Origin of the sequence: Cognatundibacterium jejuense (assembly GCF_014284255.1) — a bacterium.
In the GTDB taxonomy this organism is placed as follows: Bacteria; Pseudomonadota; Gammaproteobacteria; order Burkholderiales; family Burkholderiaceae_D; genus Undibacterium; species Undibacterium jejuense.
The window spans coordinates 95117-115097 of record NZ_JACOFV010000016.1 but is presented as its reverse complement, the minus strand read 5'-3'; the positions used below and the strand labels follow the sequence as shown (position 1 = coordinate 115097).

16 protein-coding genes are annotated in these 19981 nt (G+C 46.1%); 10 read left to right on the top strand and 6 right to left on the bottom strand.

The genetic code is table 11. The features are described from left to right. Positions 1 to 218 precede the first annotated feature (218 nt). The 3 genes from H8K32_RS16395 to nth all read left to right on the top strand — a co-directional run bounded on the left by H8K32_RS16395 (position 219) and on the right by nth (position 2907). Positions 219 to 1454 carry a polyhydroxyalkanoate depolymerase gene (locus H8K32_RS16395; RefSeq protein WP_186913627.1) on the top strand — a complete coding sequence of 412 codons (1236 nt, stop codon included), beginning with the start codon at positions 219 to 221 and terminating at the stop codon, positions 1452 to 1454. A gap of 86 nt (positions 1455 to 1540) precedes the next feature. After that, positions 1541 to 2263, top strand: a complete 723-nt coding sequence (gene rsxB / locus H8K32_RS16390; protein ID WP_186913654.1) for an electron transport complex subunit RsxB — start codon at positions 1541 to 1543, stop codon at positions 2261 to 2263. Continuing rightward, positions 2260 to 2907, top strand: a complete 648-nt coding sequence (nth, locus tag H8K32_RS16385) for an endonuclease III (RefSeq protein WP_186913626.1) — start codon at positions 2260 to 2262, stop codon at positions 2905 to 2907. Before rsxB ends, nth begins: the two co-directional genes overlap by 4 nt. 30 nt (positions 2908 to 2937) lie before the next feature. Here nth and H8K32_RS16380 read toward each other — a convergent pair whose 3' ends face one another. Then, the gene (locus H8K32_RS16380) at positions 2938 to 3519 is read right to left on the bottom strand and encodes a malonic semialdehyde reductase (protein WP_186913625.1); all 582 of its coding nucleotides are present in this window, start codon (positions 3517 to 3519) and stop codon (positions 2938 to 2940) included. Positions 3520 to 3678: 159 nt separating this feature from the next. On the opposite strand from H8K32_RS16380, the gene H8K32_RS16375 reads away from it, so the two are divergent. Beyond that, a complete protein-coding gene (locus tag H8K32_RS16375) occupies positions 3679 to 4107 on the top strand; it encodes a DUF1841 family protein (protein WP_186913624.1) in 429 nt (142 codons plus the stop codon). Positions 4108 to 4204: 97 nt separating this feature from the next. On the opposite strand, the gene H8K32_RS16370 is transcribed toward H8K32_RS16375, so the two are convergent. Beyond that, on the bottom strand, positions 4205 to 4561 hold the full coding sequence (locus tag H8K32_RS16370) for a c-type cytochrome (RefSeq protein ID WP_186913623.1): 357 nt from the start codon (positions 4559 to 4561) through the stop codon (positions 4205 to 4207). A 25-nt stretch (positions 4562 to 4586) separates the two neighbouring features. Then, positions 4587 to 4910 carry a c-type cytochrome gene (locus H8K32_RS16365; protein WP_186913622.1) on the bottom strand — a complete coding sequence of 108 codons (324 nt, stop codon included), beginning with the start codon at positions 4908 to 4910 and terminating at the stop codon, positions 4587 to 4589. A gap of 279 nt (positions 4911 to 5189) precedes the next feature. Here H8K32_RS16365 and H8K32_RS16360 point away from each other — a divergent pair, with 279 nt between their 5' ends. After that, on the top strand, positions 5190 to 6053 hold the full coding sequence (locus tag H8K32_RS16360) for an AAA family ATPase (RefSeq protein WP_186913621.1): 864 nt from the start codon (positions 5190 to 5192) through the stop codon (positions 6051 to 6053). Between the two features lie 121 nt (positions 6054 to 6174). Here the strand turns inward: H8K32_RS16360 and acs are convergent, their stop codons facing one another. Continuing rightward, positions 6175 to 8169 (bottom strand): acetate--CoA ligase, encoded by a 1995-nt coding sequence (gene acs / locus H8K32_RS16355; protein WP_186913620.1) that lies wholly within the window; start codon positions 8167 to 8169, stop codon positions 6175 to 6177. A 442-nt stretch (positions 8170 to 8611) separates the two neighbouring features. Here acs and H8K32_RS16350 point away from each other — a divergent pair, with 442 nt between their 5' ends. Both H8K32_RS16350 and murI read left to right on the top strand, forming a co-directional pair. Continuing rightward, positions 8612 to 10129: a fumarate hydratase gene (locus H8K32_RS16350; protein ID WP_186913619.1), complete on the top strand. Its 1518-nt coding sequence runs from the start codon at positions 8612 to 8614 to the stop codon at positions 10127 to 10129. 111 nt (positions 10130 to 10240) lie between these two features. Then, the gene (gene murI, locus H8K32_RS16345; RefSeq protein WP_186913618.1) at positions 10241 to 11116 is read left to right on the top strand and encodes a glutamate racemase; all 876 of its coding nucleotides are present in this window, start codon (positions 10241 to 10243) and stop codon (positions 11114 to 11116) included. Between the two features lie 93 nt (positions 11117 to 11209). On the opposite strand, the gene H8K32_RS16340 is transcribed toward murI, so the two are convergent. Beyond that, entirely contained in the window at positions 11210 to 12403 is a 1194-nt protein-coding gene (locus H8K32_RS16340; protein WP_186913617.1) for an amino acid aminotransferase, read from the bottom strand. A gap of 587 nt (positions 12404 to 12990) precedes the next feature. Here H8K32_RS16340 and H8K32_RS16335 point away from each other — a divergent pair. The 3 genes from H8K32_RS16335 (at position 12991) to H8K32_RS16325 (ending at position 16396) form a co-directional block, all read left to right on the top strand. Then, on the top strand, positions 12991 to 14340 hold the full coding sequence (locus H8K32_RS16335; RefSeq protein ID WP_186913616.1) for a DUF3472 domain-containing protein: 1350 nt from the start codon (positions 12991 to 12993) through the stop codon (positions 14338 to 14340). Between the two features lie 463 nt (positions 14341 to 14803). After that, a complete protein-coding gene (gene gcvA, locus H8K32_RS16330; RefSeq protein ID WP_186913615.1) occupies positions 14804 to 15688 on the top strand; it encodes a transcriptional regulator GcvA in 885 nt (294 codons plus the stop codon). A gap of 204 nt (positions 15689 to 15892) precedes the next feature. Further along, positions 15893 to 16396 (top strand): hypothetical protein, encoded by a 504-nt coding sequence (locus H8K32_RS16325; protein ID WP_222613154.1) that lies wholly within the window; start codon positions 15893 to 15895, stop codon positions 16394 to 16396. 184 nt (positions 16397 to 16580) lie between these two features. Here H8K32_RS16325 and H8K32_RS16320 read toward each other — a convergent pair whose 3' ends face one another. After that, complete coding sequence (locus tag H8K32_RS16320; RefSeq protein ID WP_186913613.1) at positions 16581 to 19886, bottom strand: amidohydrolase family protein; 3306 nt, start codon at positions 19884 to 19886, stop codon at positions 16581 to 16583. Positions 19887 to 19981: the final 95 nt, after the last annotated feature.

The following is a 19981-nucleotide window of genomic DNA, read 5'->3' as shown; positions in this document are numbered from 1 at the left end:
GCACTTTAATTAATCAATTTAACATTCATTTACATAGCAAAAGATATACGAGTGCAGCATAAAACACAAAAAATCTGTAACTGGTTTATGATGCGTTGCAATACATGCTTACAAAAGTTTTCAGATTAGCGTTTAGAAACAGTCAAAAAATATCAAAAAGTTAATCGTTAAGTTATTCAATAAGCCGGCTTCCCGTCTTTTTCAAGAAAGATGTCACCATGCTCTACCAACTCCATGAACTGAATCGCGCCTTTTTAAACCCATTAACTCAATGGGCAGAGGCCTCTTCTAAACTCTTTACCAATCCGATTTCACCACTGGCCCATTCTCCGTATGCACAGAGAATCGCGGCTGGCTATGAACTCATGTTTCGGCTGGGTAAAGACTACGAAAAACCAGCATTTGGAATTACAACGACTACCATTGACAAGCAAGTCGTTGAAATAGCGCAATCGACTGCGGTCATTAAACCTTTTTGCAAATTATTGCACTTCAGAAAGGTTTTGAGTGATAAAGATGCAGCAAAACTGAAACAACCAAAAGTTTTACTCGTCGCTCCCTTATCTGGCCATCATTCGACACTCCTCAGGGATACTGTACGCGGACTATTACCGCAACATGACGTATATATCACGGACTGGACCGATGCTCGTATGGTGCCACTGTCTGAAGGCGAATTCCACTTACACGACTATATCTACTATGTGCAAGATTTTATTCGTTTATTAGGGCCAGACGTCCACGTTATTTCAGTTTGTCAGCCTACTGTGCCTGTTTTGGCGGCGATTTCTTTGATGGCGACCGCCAAAGATCCGAAGTTGCCGAAAACGATGACCATGATGGGTGGGCCGATTGATCCCCGCAAATCGCCGACACAAGTCAACAATCTTGCCACAGAGAAAAAATTCTCATGGTTTGAAAATACTGTGATTTACAGCGTTCCGGCCAATTACCCTGGCTATGGTCGCAAAGTTTATCCAGGCTTTCTGCAACATACTGGTTTTGTGGCAATGAATCCAGATCGCCATGCGCAAAGTCATTGGGACTACTACCAACACCTAATCAAAGGTGATGATGACTCTGCAGAACAACATCGCAAGTTTTACGATGAATACAATGCAGTCCTTGATATGCCTGCTGATTATTACCTTGAAACGATTAAAACCGTCTTCCAGGAATTCCGTCTGCCTATGGGTACCTGGGAAGTCGAAGGTAAACTGGTTCGCCCGCAGGATATCAAAACAGTGGCTCTATTTACCGTCGAAGGCGAGCTAGATGATATTTCCGGCGCTGGTCAGACTCAGGCTGCGCACGATTTGTGTAGCAGCATACCTGCCAACATGAAGCAAGACTTCGTGGCGCCTGGCTGCGGTCACTACGGCATTTTTTCTGGCCGCCGCTGGCGCGACATTATTTGTCCAAAAATTGGCGAATTTATTAAACAGCACGCCTGATTTATTTAGATTTAGTTTTGTAGGAGAAGACCGCGTTCTCAGGAAAGCGGTCTTTTTATTTGTTGTTCACAAAATTGTCGTGGATAATTCGAGTTCTTCCTGAAGTTAAGTTAAAGTTTGCCGTGTCCGACACCCTCGCAGTAAAAATTGAACATATCCTGCCGCAAACGCAATGCACTAAATGCGGCTATCCGTCTTGCCATCAATATGCATTAGCTATTACGGATGGCAGGGCAAACTACAATCAATGCCCCCCTGGTGGGCAAGAAGGCGTAGTGCGGATTGCAACGCTGCTTGCCAAACCTATCATCCCTTTAGACACGAGCCACGGCACAGAACGCCCTCGCCCAGTTGCCTTTATCGAAGAAGCGTTTTGCATAGGCTGCACGCTGTGCATACAGGCTTGCCCAGTCGATGCCATCGTTGGCGCGCCTAAGCAGATGCATACGGTGATCGCTGACGATTGTACCGGATGCGACTTGTGTGTCGCTCCCTGCCCGGTAGACTGTATCAAGATGATCCCGATAACGGGGGAAAAAACTGGCTGGTCGGCGTGGAGCGAGCAGCAAGCGCAGACGGCACGTCAACAGTATGAATTCAGAAATGAACGCCTGCAGCGCGAAAAGCGCGAAAATGACGAGCGTTTAGCTGCCAAGGCAGCGGCAAAACTGAAAGCCCTGGAAGAAGAAACTGCCCATAGTGCAGAAGAAATTGAACAAAGAGACAGGAAAAAAGCGATTATCGCAGCAGCCATTGAACGTGCACGCTTAAAAAAATTGGAAGCCGAAGCAGGAAATAAATCATCATGAATGCAGAAAAACGCCGCGCCATTTTTACCCGCTTACAACAAGAAAACCCGCATCCAACCACAGAACTGGAATATACAACGCCATTTGAATTGTTGATCGCTGTTCTGTTGTCAGCGCAAGCTACCGACGTGTCGGTAAATAAAGCCACGCGTTTGCTGTATCCGGTTGCCAATACTCCGGCCAGCATTTATGCCTTAGGCGTCGACGGATTGATTCCGTATATTCAAACGATAGGCTTGTTCCGTACAAAAGCAAAAAATGTGATTGAAACCTGCCGCCTGCTAATGACCGAACATGGCGGCGAAGTACCACAAGACCGCGAATCCTTAGAAGCCCTGCCCGGCGTGGGCAGAAAAACTGCAAATGTCGTATTAAACACCGCCTTTGGCGTGCCGACGATTGCCGTTGATACACATATTTTCAGAGTGTCGAATCGCACCGGTATTGCCCCAGGCAAAAACGTAGATATCGTTGAGCAAAAATTGATGAAATTCGTGCCAAAAGAATTTCAGCAAGACGCACACCATTGGCTAATTTTGCATGGCCGTTATACCTGTCTTGCCAGAAAGCCGAAATGCTGGAATTGCATGATCGCCGATTTATGCGAATTCAAACAAAAAACGCCCTTACCCGACAAGGTGTAAGAGCGCTGGATTCATCGAGTTTGATTACACTTAAACGATTTTGCAAGCCTCATCAAAGCTCAGACGTGGAGAGCGCGGGAACAATTTGCTCGCGTCACCATAGCCAAGATTGCAGATGAAATTGACTTTAACGCTGGTGCCAGCAAAGAAAGTCGCATTGACTTTGTCTGCATCAAAGCCAGACATAGCACCACAATCCAGACCAACAGCGCGTGCAGCCAGCATCAGGTATGCGCCTTGCAAAGACGAGTTACGGAAAGCAGTCGCATCAATCACTGGCTGATTACCAGCAAACCATGGGCGCGCGTCGGCGTGAGGGAATAATTTTGGCAATTGATCGTAGAAAGCCATATCCATACCAATAATTGCCGTTACAGGTGCAGTTTTGGTTTTTTCGAAGTTACCTTCCGCCATGCAGCTCAATAACTTTTCTTTTTCAGTTGCAGATGTCACAAATACAATACGTGCTGGCGACGAATTAGCGGAGGTCGGCCCCCACTTCATCAAATCATAAATTTCTTGCAACTGTTCGGTAGTAACCGGCTTATCCAACCAGCCGTTATGGGTACGAGCTTCAGAAAACAAGGTATTGAGAGCGTCTTTAGTCAACATAAGTATCCCTTTCTAAGAATCGCTGCATGATAACCGAAGTGATAAAAAACGTCTGCATGCGCAACATCTGGCAAAGCACGCAATCGAAAATCCTTTTACAATACAGCACTTTAGTCTTTGCCCTTAAAGACTAACGCTTACCAGTTATCGATTGTTTTTATGTTCACCCCAAGTCAGCACGATGTACGGCGGTTCTTTTGCGATACCTTTCGCAAAATACACGCGCATGAAATTTTAACGCCGCTCGAAGCCATCGCTTCCGACTGGATACGCCAGCACCCTGAGTACGAAGCCGACTTACAAAACCTCGAAGCTGCTCTGGAAGCCAATTACAGCGTCGACCAGGGGCAAACAAACCCGTTTTTGCATTTATCTATGCACCTGTCGATTGCCGAGCAAATCTCGGTAGATCAGCCACGCGGTGTCAAAACTGCATTCCAGTTACTTGCACATAAGTTTAATTCCGAGCATGAAGCGCATCACCAGATCATGGAATGCCTCGGTGAAATGATCTGGAATTCGCAAAGAACTGGCTTACCACCGGATGGGCAAGCGTATGTTGAGTCATTGCAACAGCGCTGTCGCTAAAGAATCTGGAAAAGTCAGCCAAATAAAAAAACCACGCAATGACATCATGCGTGGTTTCTAGTTAGTGCTACAACAGCAGCACTTTACTCAGACCAACTTATTTTTGCACGATCAGACTACCTGGCAAACTGTGCAGGTAAGCTGCCACATCCAGAATATCGCTATGTGACAATGCCTTGGCCTGTGCCCCCATGGTTGGATTGCCACGACCATTTGGGCCGTCAACGCCACGCTGGTAGCCCTTTAAAGCTTGAACCAGATAGTCGGCATGCTGACCGGCCAGCTTAGGGTAAGTAGGATCGATAGGCGAGCTGAAATCTTTACCGTGACAAGAAGCACAATTGCTCTTTTCAACAATCGCTTTACCATTCGCCGCATCACCCGCCGCAAATGTATTGCCGCCCAACAAAGTTAAAGCCGTCGCCGCACTGGCGATTAAGGTGAGTTTTGTCATCTTTATCATCTTTTAGCTCCAGTTCTTATTTTTGTTGGGAGTAATAAGCAGCCAGATCAGCAATATCCTGATCAGACAAGCTGCCAGCAATGCCGCGCATAGACAAATGTTTGCGGTCGCCTTTACGGTAAGCCTGCAAGGCACTTTCTATATATTTGGCAGATTGCCCACCTATCATTGGCACCTGATAAACCTCAGGGAAGGTAGCTTTATAGCCAGGAATTGCATGACAGCCTATGCACATTGCGATTTTTTTATCAGCAGCATCTTTCGCATTGCCAACAACTTCTGCTGCGGATGCAACATGAGCGAGACTCGCCAAAGCGAGGATTGCAAACAGTTTTTTCATATGAGCGAATTGAATTAAACAAACAGAACAATGAAGACAACACCTTGATACTGCGCACCATTTTATATGATCAATATCAATTATGCGCAAAAAACGCACACAAACGTAGTAATTTAGGCAGCATCTGATCACACTGTTGTGCGGCAATACAAATTCAGTGCAAAGCACTTTCTCGTTGCATTTTTTAAAATAGAACATCCGTTCACCAAATCACGCATTCTGGCTTATACTCTTTTACAGTACATTTCGCCCGAACAACCAACCTTTATCATATCCACCATGACGCAGGAAACTACCGCTCTCCGTTTTGATGGCGCCGACAACTATGTCGCCACCGATGACTTAAAACTCGCTGTGAACGCCGCACTCAAACTGCAACGCCCTCTTCTGATCAAGGGTGAACCCGGCACCGGCAAAACCATGCTGGCGGAAGAAGTTGCAGCGGCCTTAAACATGCCGCTTATGCAATGGCATATTAAATCGACCACCAAAGCGCAACAAGGTTTGTATGAATATGACGCAGTTTCCCGTTTGCGTGATTCACAGCTCGGAGATGAACGGGTCAAAGACATCCACAATTACATTGTCAAAGGCGTGTTGTGGCAGGCGTTCACTGCTGATGAACCTGTGGTGTTACTGATTGACGAAATCGACAAAGCCGATATTGAATTCCCAAATGATTTACTGCGTGAACTCGATCGCATGGAATTCTACGTTTACGAAACTCGCGAAATGGTGCGCGCCAAGCATAGACCGTTGGTCATCATTACGTCGAACAATGAAAAAGAATTACCAGATGCATTTTTGCGTCGTTGCTTTTTCCATTACATCAAGTTTCCGGATAAAGACACGATGCAAAAAATCGTGGATGTGCACTTCCCGAAATTAAAAGCGGACTTGCTTGCGCAAGCCTTGCAAACCTTCTATGAAGTACGCGATGTTGCCGGACTCAAGAAAAAACCCTCGACTTCAGAGTTTATCGATTGGCTCAAGCTGTTGCTGGCAGAAGACATTCCTGCAGAAGCCTTGCGCAGCAAAGATAACAAGGCCATCGTACCGCCATTGCACGGCGCATTATTGAAAAATGAGCAGGACGTGCATTTGTTTGAGCGTCTAGTGTTTATGTCACGTACCAATCGTTAATCCCCAACGAGCCAACATCATAAGTAAAACACTTGCTACACAATAAAAAACGGCACTACCTGAAAAGGTGCGCCGTTTTTTATTGAACGAACGTAAATTTCAGCGTTTGAAAACAACGCCCTTACAGAGGCTGTTTCAATTGCTCCAAAATCGCTGGATTCTCTAACGTTGAAATATCCTGTGTGATAGTTTCACCTTTCGCCAACACTCGCAATAAACGACGCATGATTTTGCCGGAACGTGTTTTCGGCAGGTTGTCGCCGAAACGAATTTCTTTTGGTTTGGCAATAGGACCAATTTCTTTGGCTACCCAATTACGCAACTCTGTAGCGATCTGTTTTGCCTCGTCGCCGGTTGGACGACTGCGTTTCAATACGACAAAGGCACAAATTGCTTCGCCCGTTGTGTCGTCAGGCTTACCGACCACTGCTGCCTCAGCCACCAATGGGTTCGCCACCAATGCGGATTCGATTTCCATCGTGCCCATGCGATGTCCGGAAACATTCAGCACGTCATCAATACGACCGGTGATCGTAAAGTACCCGGTATCTTTGTTGCGGATTGCGCCATCACCCGCGAGATAGACTTTACCGCCGAACTCTTCTGGAAAATAGCTCTTCTTGAAGCGTTCTTCATCGCCCCAGATAGTACGTATCATCGATGGCCAAGGACGTTTGACCACCAGAATACCACCCTGCCCGTTTGGTAAATCATGGCCAGTTTCGTCAACAATCGCCGCCATAATGCCTGGTAATGGCAGAGTGCAGGAACCTGGCACCAATGGTGTCGCGCCCGGTAACGGTGTCATCATATGACCACCAGTTTCGGTCTGCCAGAAGGTGTCAACGATAGGGCAATTGCCTCGACCAATATTGTTGTAGTACCACATCCAGGCTTCTGGATTAATTGGCTCACCCACCGAGCCCAGCAAGCGCAAAGAAGACAAATCATATTTAGATGGATGCACATTGGCATCAGCATCAGCGGCTTTGATCAACGAACGAATAGCAGTTGGTGCCGTGTAGAAAATAGTCGCTTTGTGCTTTTCTATCATGTTCCAGAAACGACCAGCGTTCGGGAAAGTAGGCACACCTTCAAACACAATCTCAGTCGCGCCAACCGCTAATGGGCCGTAAGTAATGTAGGTATGACCTGTTACCCAGCCAATGTCGGCAGTACACCAGAATACATCCGCTGGCTTGATATCGAACGTCCACTTCATGGTCAGAATAGCCCACAACAAATAGCCACCGGAAGAATGTTGCACGCCTTTTGGCTTACCAGTTGAACCTGAGGTGTAGAGAATAAACAGCGGATGCTCCGCACTGACCCATTCTGGCTCGCAGACATCGGATTGATTCGCAACCAGATCGTGCATCCAGATATCGCGGCCTTCCAAAACATTGATAGCACCGCCAGTACGTTTATAAATCACGACATTGCGGACTTTTTCGCAATCGCCTAAGGCCAATGCCTCATCAACAATTGCTTTCAAAGGCAAATGCTTGCCACCACGCACTTGTTCATCAGCAGTAATGACAGCAACAGCACCTACGTCAACAATACGCTCTTGCAAAGACTTGGCAGAAAAACCGCCAAACACGACTGAGTGAGTTGCGCCAATACGGGCACAGGCTTGCATTGCCACCACACCTTCAACCGACATCGGCATATAGATCACAACGCGGTCACCTTTACCAACACCCAGTGATTTCAAGCCATTCGCAAACTGACAGACCTTGTGGTGCAATTCTTTGTAAGTTACCTTGGTTACTTCGCCGCCATCCGCTTCAAAAATCACGGCAACTTTATCGCCATGACCTTTTTGCAGATTCACATCAAGGCAGTTGTACGATACATTCAGCAAGCCATCTTCAAACCATTTATACAAAGGCGCGGTTGATTCATCCAATGTTTTGGTAAATGGTTTATGCCAATGCAGGTTTTCGCGCGCTAAATTCGCCCAGAAACCTTCATAGTCGTCTTCCGCCTGTTTGCATAGGGCGTAATAAGCATCCATTCCTGAGATGGTAGCCGATGCTGCAAAAGGAGCTGGCGGTGGGAAAATCCGGGATTCTGCTTTTACTTCTGTCACATTGCTTGTTTGGTCAGTCATTTTTGTCTCCGTCTTGTTTTCAATCAATTTCAGTAAATAAATGCTGCAAAGCTGGAATAAGGTCAGGCAAACTTTTGTGGCATGGAACTGGACATGCAAACCTTAATCTCAGAGACTTACTCAAGCCTTACGGTTCAGACTGCCAATTCTATACAAAATTATAACGTTAATACAATACCAAAATAATACCATCACATTGCCACTCTCACACCAGCAAAATAATGCGAACTCACACGAGCTTATGACACAGATGTAAAATAATGTTTTTTGTGAATTCGAGTTGGTACAACACGTGCCACCCTGAGCTATGCTGTACCAGATGACGCATAAACGACACTTACGACACTTTTTGTGGGTGTATGTTGTGCACGTCTAAGGACACTTCTGATCTGTACCGGATTCACAGAGTTAACCTTTTCCATCACTAGCCAAGAGCCACAACATGACAGTCATCAAGCAAGACGATCTGATCGAATCCGTAGCAGCCGCGCTGCAATACATCAGTTATTACCACCCTGCCGATTACATCGCCCATCTGGCGCGCGCTTATGAAGCAGAACAAAGCCCAGCCGCCAAAGATGCAATTGCACAGATTCTGACCAACTCACGCATGTGCGCAGAGGGCAAACGTCCAATTTGCCAGGATACCGGTATCGTCAACGTGTTCCTCAAAATCGGTATGGGCGTGAGATTTGAAGGTTTCTCTGGCTCTATCATTGATGCCGTGAATGAAGGTGTACGCCAAGGCTACAATCTGGCTGAAAACAAACTGCGTGCTTCTATCGTTGCTGACCCACAATTCGAACGTAAAAACACCAAAGACAATACGCCAGCGGTAGTTCATATGGAACTGGTGCCTGGTAATACCGTTGACGTTAAGGTTGCTGCTAAAGGTGGTGGCTCCGAAAACAAAACCAAGTTTGTTATGCTCAACCCATCTGACTCCTTAGTTGACTGGGTCATGAAAACAGTACCGACCATGGGCGCTGGCTGGTGTCCGCCAGGCATGCTCGGTATTGGTATCGGTGGTACCGCTGAAAAAGCGATGTTGATGGCAAAAGAGTCCTTGATGGACGACATCGACATGTACGAACTCAAACAACGCGGCCCGCAAAACAAAACCGAAGAATTGCGTATTGAATTGTGCGACAAGATCAATGCCCTCGGCATTGGTGCACAAGGTCTGGGTGGCCTGACCACAGTGCTAGACGTGAAAATCAATATGTACCCAACCCACGCGGCATCAAAACCAGTGGCGATGATTCCAAACTGCGCAGCAACACGTCACGCCCACTTTGTTCTTGATGGCTCAGGCCCAAGTTATATCGAACCACCAAAACTGTCTGACTGGCCTGAAGTTCACTGGACGCCAGACACAGAAAAATCCAAAAGCGTTGACCTCAATACCTTGACCAAAGAAGAAGTCGCGTCCTGGAAACCAGGTCAGACTTTGCTGTTGAACGGCAAGATGCTGACTGGTCGCGATGCAGCGCATAAGCGCATTCAAGACATGCTGGCTAAAGGTGAATCCTTGCCAGTGGATTTCACTAACCGTGTAATCTACTACGTTGGTCCAGTGGATCCAGTCCGTGATGAAGCCGTTGGCCCAGCTGGCCCGACAACGGCCACACGTATGGATAAATTCACCGACATGATGCTGGAAAAAACCGGTTTAATTTCCATGATCGGTAAAGCGGAACGTGGCCCGGTTGCGATTGAGTCGATTAAAAAACATCAATCTGCATATCTGATGGCAGTTGGTGGCGCGGCTTACCTCGTGTCAAAAGCGATTAAATCTGCGACGGTGGTTGGTTTTGCTGATCTGGGTATGGAAGCGATTTATGAATTTGATGTCGTCGATATGCCAGTCACCGTTGCGGTGGATTCACAAGGCACATCAGTACACAAAACCGGACCAAAAGAATGGCAAGCAAAGATAGGCATCATCCCTGTCAACTAATTGAATGCCTGCAAATTAAAGTAACAAAAACAGAATAGCAACAAAGACTGGGCTCATCTTAGTTTGATTCATTAGCTAATGTGAGCCCAGACCAGAAAAGGAATATCCCAAATGAAATTTGATCGTTTTGCGCCTGTCGGGGTGTTTGATTCTGGAATTGGTGGCTTATCTGTGTTGCAGCATATACGCCATATCCTGCCCCATGAATCACTGATCTATTTTGCTGATTCTGCATTCGCTCCTTATGGTGAAAAATCAGAAGCTGATATCACTGAACGCTGTATCGCAGTAACAGAATTCCTATTACAACAACATATCAAAGCACTGGTCGTTGCCTGCAATACCGCAACTGCCGCAGCAATTAAAGCGCTGCGTGAACGTTACCCAGATTTGATCATCATCGGTATAGAGCCTGGTTTAAAACCAGCCGCTACCATAAGCCAAAGCAACGTCGTCGGCGTTCTGGCTACGCAATTCACTTTGCAAAGTGAAAAATTCAACAATTTACGCGCACATATCAGTGCAGAAAGCTCAGTCCAATTTGAAGTACAAGCCTGCGTCGGCCTCGTCAATCAAATAGAAAAAGGGGAACTACGTTCAGTCGCCACTTTAAAATTGGTACGCAATTACGTCACGCCATTGCTACAAGCAGGCGCAGACACCTTAGTACTTGGCTGCACCCATTATCCTTTCGTCGTCAATTTGATAGAACAAGTAATACGAGAATATCAGTCTGAAACTCAAACAAGCACAACGAACATTCAACTAGTCGATACTGGATTAGCAGTAGCCACACAATTGCAAAGGCTGCTCGAACAAGCGGGTCTGTCTTTACTGGCAATTCAACGTCCACCAACCATTTCTGCCTACACCACGAGTAGCAAAAGCAGCCTACGCAATGCATTTAACCATCTGTTAAAAATACCAGATTCGGAAGTACATATTTTTGCCATGACCGATGTCGCCCCCGCAGTAAGCCCATGTTGACTTCATCGAATAATTTGTAGGCATACTCTACGAAGAACAATAAAAAAGCGATGCCTGAAGCATCGCTCTTTTATTCGTACATTAAGCTAAAAATTAACCCAATACAGCTGCCATCGCATTTGCAGTCGCTTCAACGTTACCAGTATTCAAACCAGCCACACACATACGACCAGAACGTACCAGATACACGCCGAATTCTTCCTTCAGACGATCGCATTGTTCCGCGCTCAGACCGGTGTAGCTGAACATACCGCGTTGTGTCAGGAAGTAGCTGAAATCTCGACCAGGCAATTTTGCACTCAACACATCGTGCAATTTACGGCGCATTGCCTGAATACGATCACGCATCGCAACCACTTCTGCTTCCCACATAGGACGCAGTTCTGGGTCGCTTAACACGCGCGCAACCAACTGACCACCGTGCATCGGGGGGTTGGAATAATTGCGACGAATTGTTGCTTTCATCTGTCCCAAAACATTCACTGCTTGCGCTGCGTCAGGGCATACTACACTCAATGCACCGCAACGCTCGCCGTACAGACTCATACTCTTAGAGAACGAGTTAGCAACCAGGAAGCTCAAACCTTGGTCAGCCAGCAAACGAATAGCGTACGCATCTTCTTCAATGCCATCGCCATAACCTTGATACGCCAAATCCAAAAAGGCGATCAATTCACGCTCTTTCAATACTGGCACCAAAGCTTGCCATTGCGCTTTCGTCAGATCAACACCCGTTGGGTTGTGGCAGCAGGCATGTAACAACACAACGCTGTGTTTTTCCGCAGATTTCAGTGCTTCCAACATTGCATCAAAACGCAAGCCGCCAGTCGCCGCGTCGTAGTATGGATAAGTTTTCACTGTGATACCGCAGCCTTCGAAAACAGCGCGGTGGTTATCCCATGTCGGATCACTCACCAGCATCGTTGAAGCAGGGAAATAGCGTTTAATAAAGTCGCCACCGATTTTCAAACCACCAGAAGAACCCACCATTTGCATGGTCACCACGCGACCAGCTTTGACCGCTACGCTATCTTTACCGAACAACAATTCTTGCACTGCAGTGCGGAAATTCGCCGCACCTTCCATAGGCAGGTAAGGACGTGCACCCGCATCAGCCACAACTTTATGTTCAGCAGCACGTACCGATGGCAACATAGGAATCTTGCCTGCATCATCAAAATAAATACCAATCGACAGATTGATCTTATTTGGGCGTGGATCTTTGCCAAATGCTTCGTTCAGAGACAAGATAGGATCGCCAGGATAGGCTTCGACGTGCTGAAACATGATGTGACTCCAGTAAGTTGGATAAGAAATCGCGGCATTTAACTTGCCATTGTTGCCATTCAAATAAAATGACAGGGCAAAAATGCTTAAAACGCTATTTTGACACACTCAAGACCAAATAAAGGATACACCTCGTGTTTTTACTTAGGTCTAACTGTATCTAAACGGACGTAGATTTGACCAAGAACTAATTTTTATCAGGAGTAACGCCCCCAAGTAAGGTGAAGAAACTGGATACACACGAAAGCCTTTTACCCAATTCTTCAATTAATCCCAACGTAATTTCGTGATTATCGACAGAAAACGCATCAAATTTACCTAATATGTTATCAAATTAAACTCATTTGTTTTTAACATACGGTACACATAAAGTGAGTTGGTCTATCAACACCCTATGGATCAATACTCTTTCCGCTAACCAAACTTGTGCCGACATAGACGGATAAACGGGGAATTTCATTGATGCATATTCTGGAAGATAGACAGACTCGTTGTGCGCCGAAGTAGATAAGCCTATTCCTATTCCTATTCCTGTGTACAACGACCACATCATCAATATCCGTTAAACATTTTCCTGGAGATCTGACATGAAAATCGTATTCAGAGTAAGCATGTTTTTATTAATGTCTCAATGCATGACAAGTTTTGCTCAACAAAACTCAAGTGCTACCATCAATCCGTTCGGTAAAGTTACGCCTCATGCGAAAATTGCAGCAGCATCGTGCACCCCAACCTCTTTTACTCCGACCGCAACTATCGCACTCTCTGGTAACGGATTTATTACGCAAGCGCAACCAAACGCCACCGAATCCATAGATAGTGGCGCGGGAGCAACTGGACTTCATGCATGGACGAGCAACTCCACGGTTATTAGCACCTATTTTCGCGTCAGCAATCCAGGGGAGTTAAAACTCGCTTTGCTTGGAAGTTTGAACGGCGCAACTAGTAGCACCGTCAGCATCTCATTAAACGGTCAATCATCAACTGTGGACCTAAAAGGTACTGAGACTAAGTCTTATCCAGTTTGCTCTTTCAATGTCAGTTCACCAGGCTATGTCAAAGTTGACCTGCAAGGCGTAACTAAAGTTGGTAGTTATTTCGGAGACATAACCGCGCTTCAAGTTGCAGGTACCGCGAGCAACGGTTTGATCTATGCAAATGACCCAAATAATTACTACTGGTCTCGTCGAGGTCCTTCTGTACACCTGGCATATACGGTGCCAGACTCAACAGAATATTTCTATAGTGAAGTGACAGTACCAAAAGGCCAGGATCAAATTGGTTCTTATTACATGGCAAATGGTTTTGGTGAAGGCTATTTTGGTATTCAAGTCAAAGAGACTGGTCGCATCGCCATATTTTCGGTATGGAATCCATTACAAGGTAAAACTACGGCAAAACAGGTCGGCACAGGTGTCACAGTCCGTACCTTTGATGGTGAAGGAACTGGTGGACAAGCGGCCTACCCTTACAATTGGATCACAGGAAATACCTACAAATTCATCACAAAAATAACCCCAAATACAAATGGCAGCACTGATTATTCCGCCTGGCTATTCGCTCCGGAACTTAACACCTGGAAATTCATAGCGACCTGGAATCGACCAAACACAAAAACTTACCACAACGGCGTTTATTCGTTTTTAGAGAATTTTATTGATTCCAACGGCTATCTTGGTCGTAGCGCACTCTATGGCAATCAATGGGCCAGAAGCACCACAGGCGTTTGGACAGAAATCACTTCTGCCAGTTACACTGGTGATCCTACGGCAACAAATAAACAGAGAATGGACTACGCGGGCGGCCTACAAAATGGTTTGTTCTTCTTAAAAAATGGCGGATTTTTTAACGATTATGTTACTTCTGATCAGCAATATAATCGTCCGGCAACCAGAGTACCCCCAGCGGTCGATGTCAAAACTCTACCAATTCAATAAATAACGAAAGGTATTCGCGCTCATACCAAGGCTTTGCAACATGGTGCTGTTTCCAACAGCACCATGTTTTGAGCACGATTAGGCAATACAAAATCCCGCCAGTTTGCCATTCGTTCTGATGACAAATTTGAACTTATTGCGCCGACGGCAATCATCAAGGCCCACAAAAAGTAAGCGTGTGTGGTTTCAGGACTTATGCGACTTTGTCTCAGTATGGTCATAGCAAGCCAGTAACCCGGATAATTGACGATGATCCCAAACGTGGTTGAAGCATTATTGCGACACATCCTTGGAAACGTATTACACAAACCACAATGCTACAAAAGCCATCACTCCAGTATTCTTAATTACTTGAAAACTCAACACTTCTATGTCAATCTAAACTTAATGTTACTTTTAAATACATTAAATTACTTAGTATTTATTTCCCGGCAGCATTGTTCTACTTTTAGAGGAGCTCACAATGTCGAAGCGACTCCCTCCACTTAACTCACTCAAAGTATTTGACGTTGCTGCCAAATGCCTAAGTTTTACTGTTGCGGCAAAAGAATTGCATGTGACGAGCGCAGCAGTCAGTCATCAAATCAAAAAATTACAAGACCACTTGGGTGTTGCTCTCTTTCAAAGATCAGGAAATGCACTGCTACTCACCGAAGCAGGGGAGCGCTACCTTCCACACATACGTGAAGGCTTTCGAATTTTTCAACTCGCGACAGATACTTTATTAACACGTACCCATGTACTACTAAAAGTTGGAGTGCCTCCATCGTTAGGGGCGAAGTGGTTAATGCCGCGACTGTATCGTTTCTTAAATGAACACCCATATATCATGGTGGAGATTTTCTCTGAAATAGACAGCAATTACCTCAATTGTGATATTTCGATTGACTATCAACGGGACCAATTTGAAGGTTTAATTATGGAGCCGCTCATGTCCACCGAATTGTTTCCAGTGTGCAGTCCGGAGCTTGGCAAACAATTATCTGATCCGAATGATCTTACCAAATTAAGTTTATTGCATGAAGTAACTACTTGGGAGAGCTCAGATTACCCAAGTTGGGAAGCCTGGTTCTCAGCCTTAGAAATTAAGAATGTCAATTCATTTTCGGGACCAAAATTCACACTTGCCATCCTTGCCCTCCAGGCGGCCATTGATGGCCACGGTGTAGCGCTCGCGCAAAAAATATTGGCGGAACGCGACATCACTGCAGGCAAACTCGTTCGACCATTTCAAATAGAAACTTCATTGCGCCTTCATTACTATCTGATCTATGCTCAATCTTCGAGACAGAATCACGCCTTTGAGATTTTCTACAAATGGCTACGTAACGAAGCACAATTTAGCTAGTTTTTCATATACGAACGAGGTGGCTTCGAAGCGCCAGAACGTAAATTTCAGGTTCAGACTGCAAGCAAAATCAAATTTACAGTGCCTTCATTAATGCCAATATAATAGCTATTGCCATTATATTAATTGCCCGCTTACGAGCCAGATACGACTCAAAGCCCAACCGAAAAATACAATACCAACCACATCATGATAAGAAAAAACTTGTTATTCGCAAGCTCGTTTACCATATTAACGAGTGTCTGCAGCCACGTTTTAGCCGAAGAACAACTCATTATTGGACGAGTCACTTCGATCACACTGCTTCCATCCGGAAGCCAATCATGCCCGGAACTCAATGGCAACATGAAGGCCAATGCAGATGGCACAAGGACTATCACCCTCTCAAACGACTGCGGCTGTGAGGAAACCAGGATACAGGTAGAAGAAACCTTACTCGGAACGCAGACTGCTTCCAACATCAAGCTACAAAACAGAATCGGCGAATGGTGTAAACCAAACTTCCCTCTCTTGTCAGAAGATCTATTGATACACATCGACGGCAATATGACACGCTGGTCAATCATGACCAATAAAGATAAAAAACATTTATTCAACGTCAAAAAATTTACGCAAATTGGTGGTGTGGCTGTCAAAGACTTGACGCTCAATGCTGATCAACAGGCATCAACAGAAGAGTTGATAGAAAAAATTAATTCAAAAAAATAACTTCGGAAAAATAGAACGTGCATCAGCATGCGAACACATCATTTGTCGGGCTGGTGCAACCCGCACTGAGATTACAGTGAGAGCAACATTGGCGGGTTGCATTCACCCTTTACTGGGTCATCAACCCATAAAAAAACCTCACCAACATTGTTGATGAGGTTTTTTGACTGCAAAGCAAGGACGATCAATCACCGCCGTGGCTATACTCGGCCGCACCAACTGGTGCGTTGATGCCGGATTTTCCTTCAAAGAAAAATGGCTTACGGACTTTTTTGGTCACGCCAACTTCATTCATCGTCGAGCTGTCATACAAACGACCATTCAGCATGACTTGCGTGACGCGATCGGATTGACGAATGTCGTGCAATACGTCGCCATCCACAATCATCAGATCAGCCAGCTTCCCTACCTCAAGAGACCCCACATCTTTATCCAAACCCAAATAGCGTGCACCATTAATGGTTGCGCTACGTAAGGCTTGTATTGGTGTCATCCCACCACGCACCAGAGTCCATAATTCCCAGTGCGCAGCCAGACCTTCACGTTGACCGTGAGCACCCAAGTTCACAGGTACGCCAGCATTTTGCAATGTGGTGGCGACTTCAGCCGCACGGAAGACGTTGTAATCTTCTTCAGGGGCAATCTCACGACGGACGCTGCGGGACTCTAATATGGTGCGCGGTACGTATTTAGACAACAAGGGATGTTTCCAGACATCGGTGTGCGCGTACCAGTAATGTTCACCATCTAGCCCACCATAGGCAACACCCAGTGTGGGTGTAAAGCCCACCTGCGTTTGCGACCATAATTGCGTTACATCGTCGTACACTTTCGCCACTGGCAATGCGTGTTCAACGCCGGTATGACCATCAATCACCATCGTCATATTAGCTTCGAACAAAGAACCACCTTCTGGCACCACCATCATTTCCGTTTCACGCGCGGCTTCTAACACTTGTTGACGTTGATCGCGACGCGGCTGGTTGTAGCTCTTGACCGAAATCGCGCCTAAAGCTTTCTGACGCTTTAAGTGCGTCAACGCATCATCGAGATTATTCACGACCGCTGAAAAATTCGCTTTCGCGCCATACAAAATCGTACCCGTTGAGAAAATACGTGGCGCAACGACAGCACCTGCCTTTTGCATTTCGCTATGCGAGAAAATCTCATTGCTGTCGTTCGAAGGATCATGCAACGTTGTCACGCCAAATGCCAGCGATGCATAATCGATCCAGCTTTGCTGAGGAATTATGCCGCCCTCTCCCATACCGCCATGCCAATGCACATCAACCAGACCAGGCAAAATCGTTTTACCAGTGGCATTGATTTGTGTTGCACCAGCAGGAATCGTGATATCGCTTGCCTTGCCGATTTGGGTAATGCGATTATCGACAATCACAAGACGACCGTTTTCAATCACTTCATCACCACGCATCGTGGCAATGCGTCCACCTGAAATCACTGTTGTGCCATGCGGTTTATCTGCTGTTTCTGTGAAACCTATCTTCAGCCCATGTTCAACTGGTTTAGGCAACTCAGCCGGGGCACCAGGGACAAACGCAAAAGCATCCTTCAAATCTCGCGTGAACAATTCGTCGCCCAGCGCAAAATGAATTTGCTTACTATCGCCAGACCAATGCAGATACTGCCCGGCATTGATGTCCAATTGTTTTACTGGCAGTGCATCCATTTTAGGGCCAATGGTGAACGGCTTACCAACAGTCGGCAAAGGGGTTACGTAAGCATGAAAGCGTTCACCAAACGCCAGCCACTGTCCATCCGGAGAAATAGCGAACTCACCCGCAAATTCACTGTTCGCGACCGCTTGTTCAGGTTTGCCATCCAAGGGAATTTTCACCAACGAGGTAGTCCAATCCACTTCACTCGTGTATTTAGTACGGCTGACAAAGACTTCTTTTGAATCTTTACCAAACTGTGGCGCACTGCCTTCTTCGGTCAGCAAACGTGCCGGGGATTTGCCATCCGCATCCACGATATACACGCCAGTTTCCATAGCAAACCAAGGGGTAGTCAGATAGCCACCTTTAGACTTTACAAACACAACTTGTTTGCCGTCTGGAGAGAAACGCGCTTGGGTGTATTTACCAGGTCGACTGGTCAATACAGTTTCTTTTCCGCTGGCCACATTAATGCTGCGTACTGAACCCGTCTTTTGATCATCCCAGGTGGTGAAGACGACATTTTTTCCGTCGCGCGAAAAGCTTGGAAAATATTCAAAATAGCTGTTTTGTTTGGTTAAACGATGCGGTGTCCCGTTCGGCAAATCGCGGATATACAGGTGTCCTAAAGCAGAATAAACGACCTTATCACCTTGAGGTGCGACATTGACTGACCGCAATTGATGAACGTCGAACTGATCGGGAGCCACCGCATGCGGGAAACGAACCGCCGAGCGAATTTCACGGGTATCTTTGACATGAAAAGGAATTTCAGTTGCTTTCTGCGCAAATGGATCGAGACGCCAGATTTTTCCTTGCGCCCACACTACGATTTCTTTGCTACCTGGCATCCAAGCAAACGAAGGATAGACACCATGAATTGCCCAGGATTCTTGCATGTCGCGCTCAAGCTCAGGCCATGCTGCGACTTCTTCACCAGTATCGAGGTTTTTCAAAAACAAGGTCGATTGGTTACGTATGCGTCTTACAAATGCCAAATATTTACCATCTGGTGAAGGCACTGGACGCACTGCACCACCAGGACCGCCAACGATGGCTTTGACTTTGCCATCTTGCAAATCTTTGCGGAAAATTTGATAAATTTGTCCGTTGGAATCTTTATTGTATTCAAACGAATTGCCTTCCGTCGTATCCTGAGAGTAGTAGACGTAACGACCATCAGGAGAAAAAGCAGGTTCACCTAAATCTTTTTGCCAGTTTGGCTTCTCATTGAGTTGCACACCAGAACCACCGCTAGTGTGGTACATCCAGATTTCGCCTGAACCCAGTGAACGCGTACCGCTATAGTGTTTGCGTGCAGCAATGTATTGACCGTCCGGGCTCCAGACTGGATTATTTAATAAGCGAAAATCTTCTTTGGTAACGGCATGGGCATTGCTACCATCAACATTCATGACCCAGATATTGTCGCCACCACCAGCATCTGACATGTACGCAATTTGTTTGCCATCGGGAGAAAAACGCGCCTGCATCTCCCAGGCGATAGAATGCGTGAGTGGTTTAGCTTCACCACCTTTGATCGGCAACAAATACAGATCGCCCAATAAATCAAAGATGACCTGTTGCCCATCAGGACTGACATCGACACTCATCCAGGTACCGGTGCGGGTATCAATATTGACTGTTTTGGCTTCACCTGGCGGATGATTGACATCCCATTTTTTTACTTCGGCTTCAGTTTTGACTTCTGGCTTGGCTGCATCAGCAGCGTGTGCGACAAACGCCGGAAAACACATCATGATTGCCACAACGCCAGGCAATAAGCCGGGCAATACTTTTGAACCGCGCATACCTTCTCCCCTGATTTATTATTCCGCTCATTGATGGGCGGTTTGGCATATTTTGAACCATGGAAGCAAGGGAAGTTCCGCTCTCAACAATTTCA

Coding starts and splice junctions, on each gene's coding strand:
- H8K32_RS16395 (WP_186913627.1), top strand. CDS start 219: ATGCTCTACCAACTCCATGAACTGAATCGCGCCTTTTTAAACCCATTA.
- nth (WP_186913626.1), top strand. CDS start 2,260: ATGAATGCAGAAAAACGCCGCGCCATTTTTACCCGCTTACAACAAGAA.
- H8K32_RS16380 (WP_186913625.1), bottom strand. CDS start 3,519: ATGTTGACTAAAGACGCTCTCAATACCTTGTTTTCTGAAGCTCGTACC.
- H8K32_RS16375 (WP_186913624.1), top strand. CDS start 3,679: ATGTTCACCCCAAGTCAGCACGATGTACGGCGGTTCTTTTGCGATACC.
- H8K32_RS16370 (WP_186913623.1), bottom strand. CDS start 4,561: ATGACAAAACTCACCTTAATCGCCAGTGCGGCGACGGCTTTAACTTTG.
- H8K32_RS16365 (WP_186913622.1), bottom strand. CDS start 4,910: ATGAAAAAACTGTTTGCAATCCTCGCTTTGGCGAGTCTCGCTCATGTT.
- H8K32_RS16360 (WP_186913621.1), top strand. CDS start 5,190: ATGACGCAGGAAACTACCGCTCTCCGTTTTGATGGCGCCGACAACTAT.
- acs (WP_186913620.1), bottom strand. CDS start 8,169: ATGACTGACCAAACAAGCAATGTGACAGAAGTAAAAGCAGAATCCCGG.
- H8K32_RS16350 (WP_186913619.1), top strand. CDS start 8,612: ATGACAGTCATCAAGCAAGACGATCTGATCGAATCCGTAGCAGCCGCG.
- murI (WP_186913618.1), top strand. CDS start 10,241: ATGAAATTTGATCGTTTTGCGCCTGTCGGGGTGTTTGATTCTGGAATT.
- H8K32_RS16340 (WP_186913617.1), bottom strand. CDS start 12,403: ATGTTTCAGCACGTCGAAGCCTATCCTGGCGATCCTATCTTGTCTCTG.
- H8K32_RS16335 (WP_186913616.1), top strand. CDS start 12,991: ATGAAAATCGTATTCAGAGTAAGCATGTTTTTATTAATGTCTCAATGC.
- gcvA (WP_186913615.1), top strand. CDS start 14,804: ATGTCGAAGCGACTCCCTCCACTTAACTCACTCAAAGTATTTGACGTT.
- H8K32_RS16320 (WP_186913613.1), bottom strand. CDS start 19,886: ATGCGCGGTTCAAAAGTATTGCCCGGCTTATTGCCTGGCGTTGTGGCA.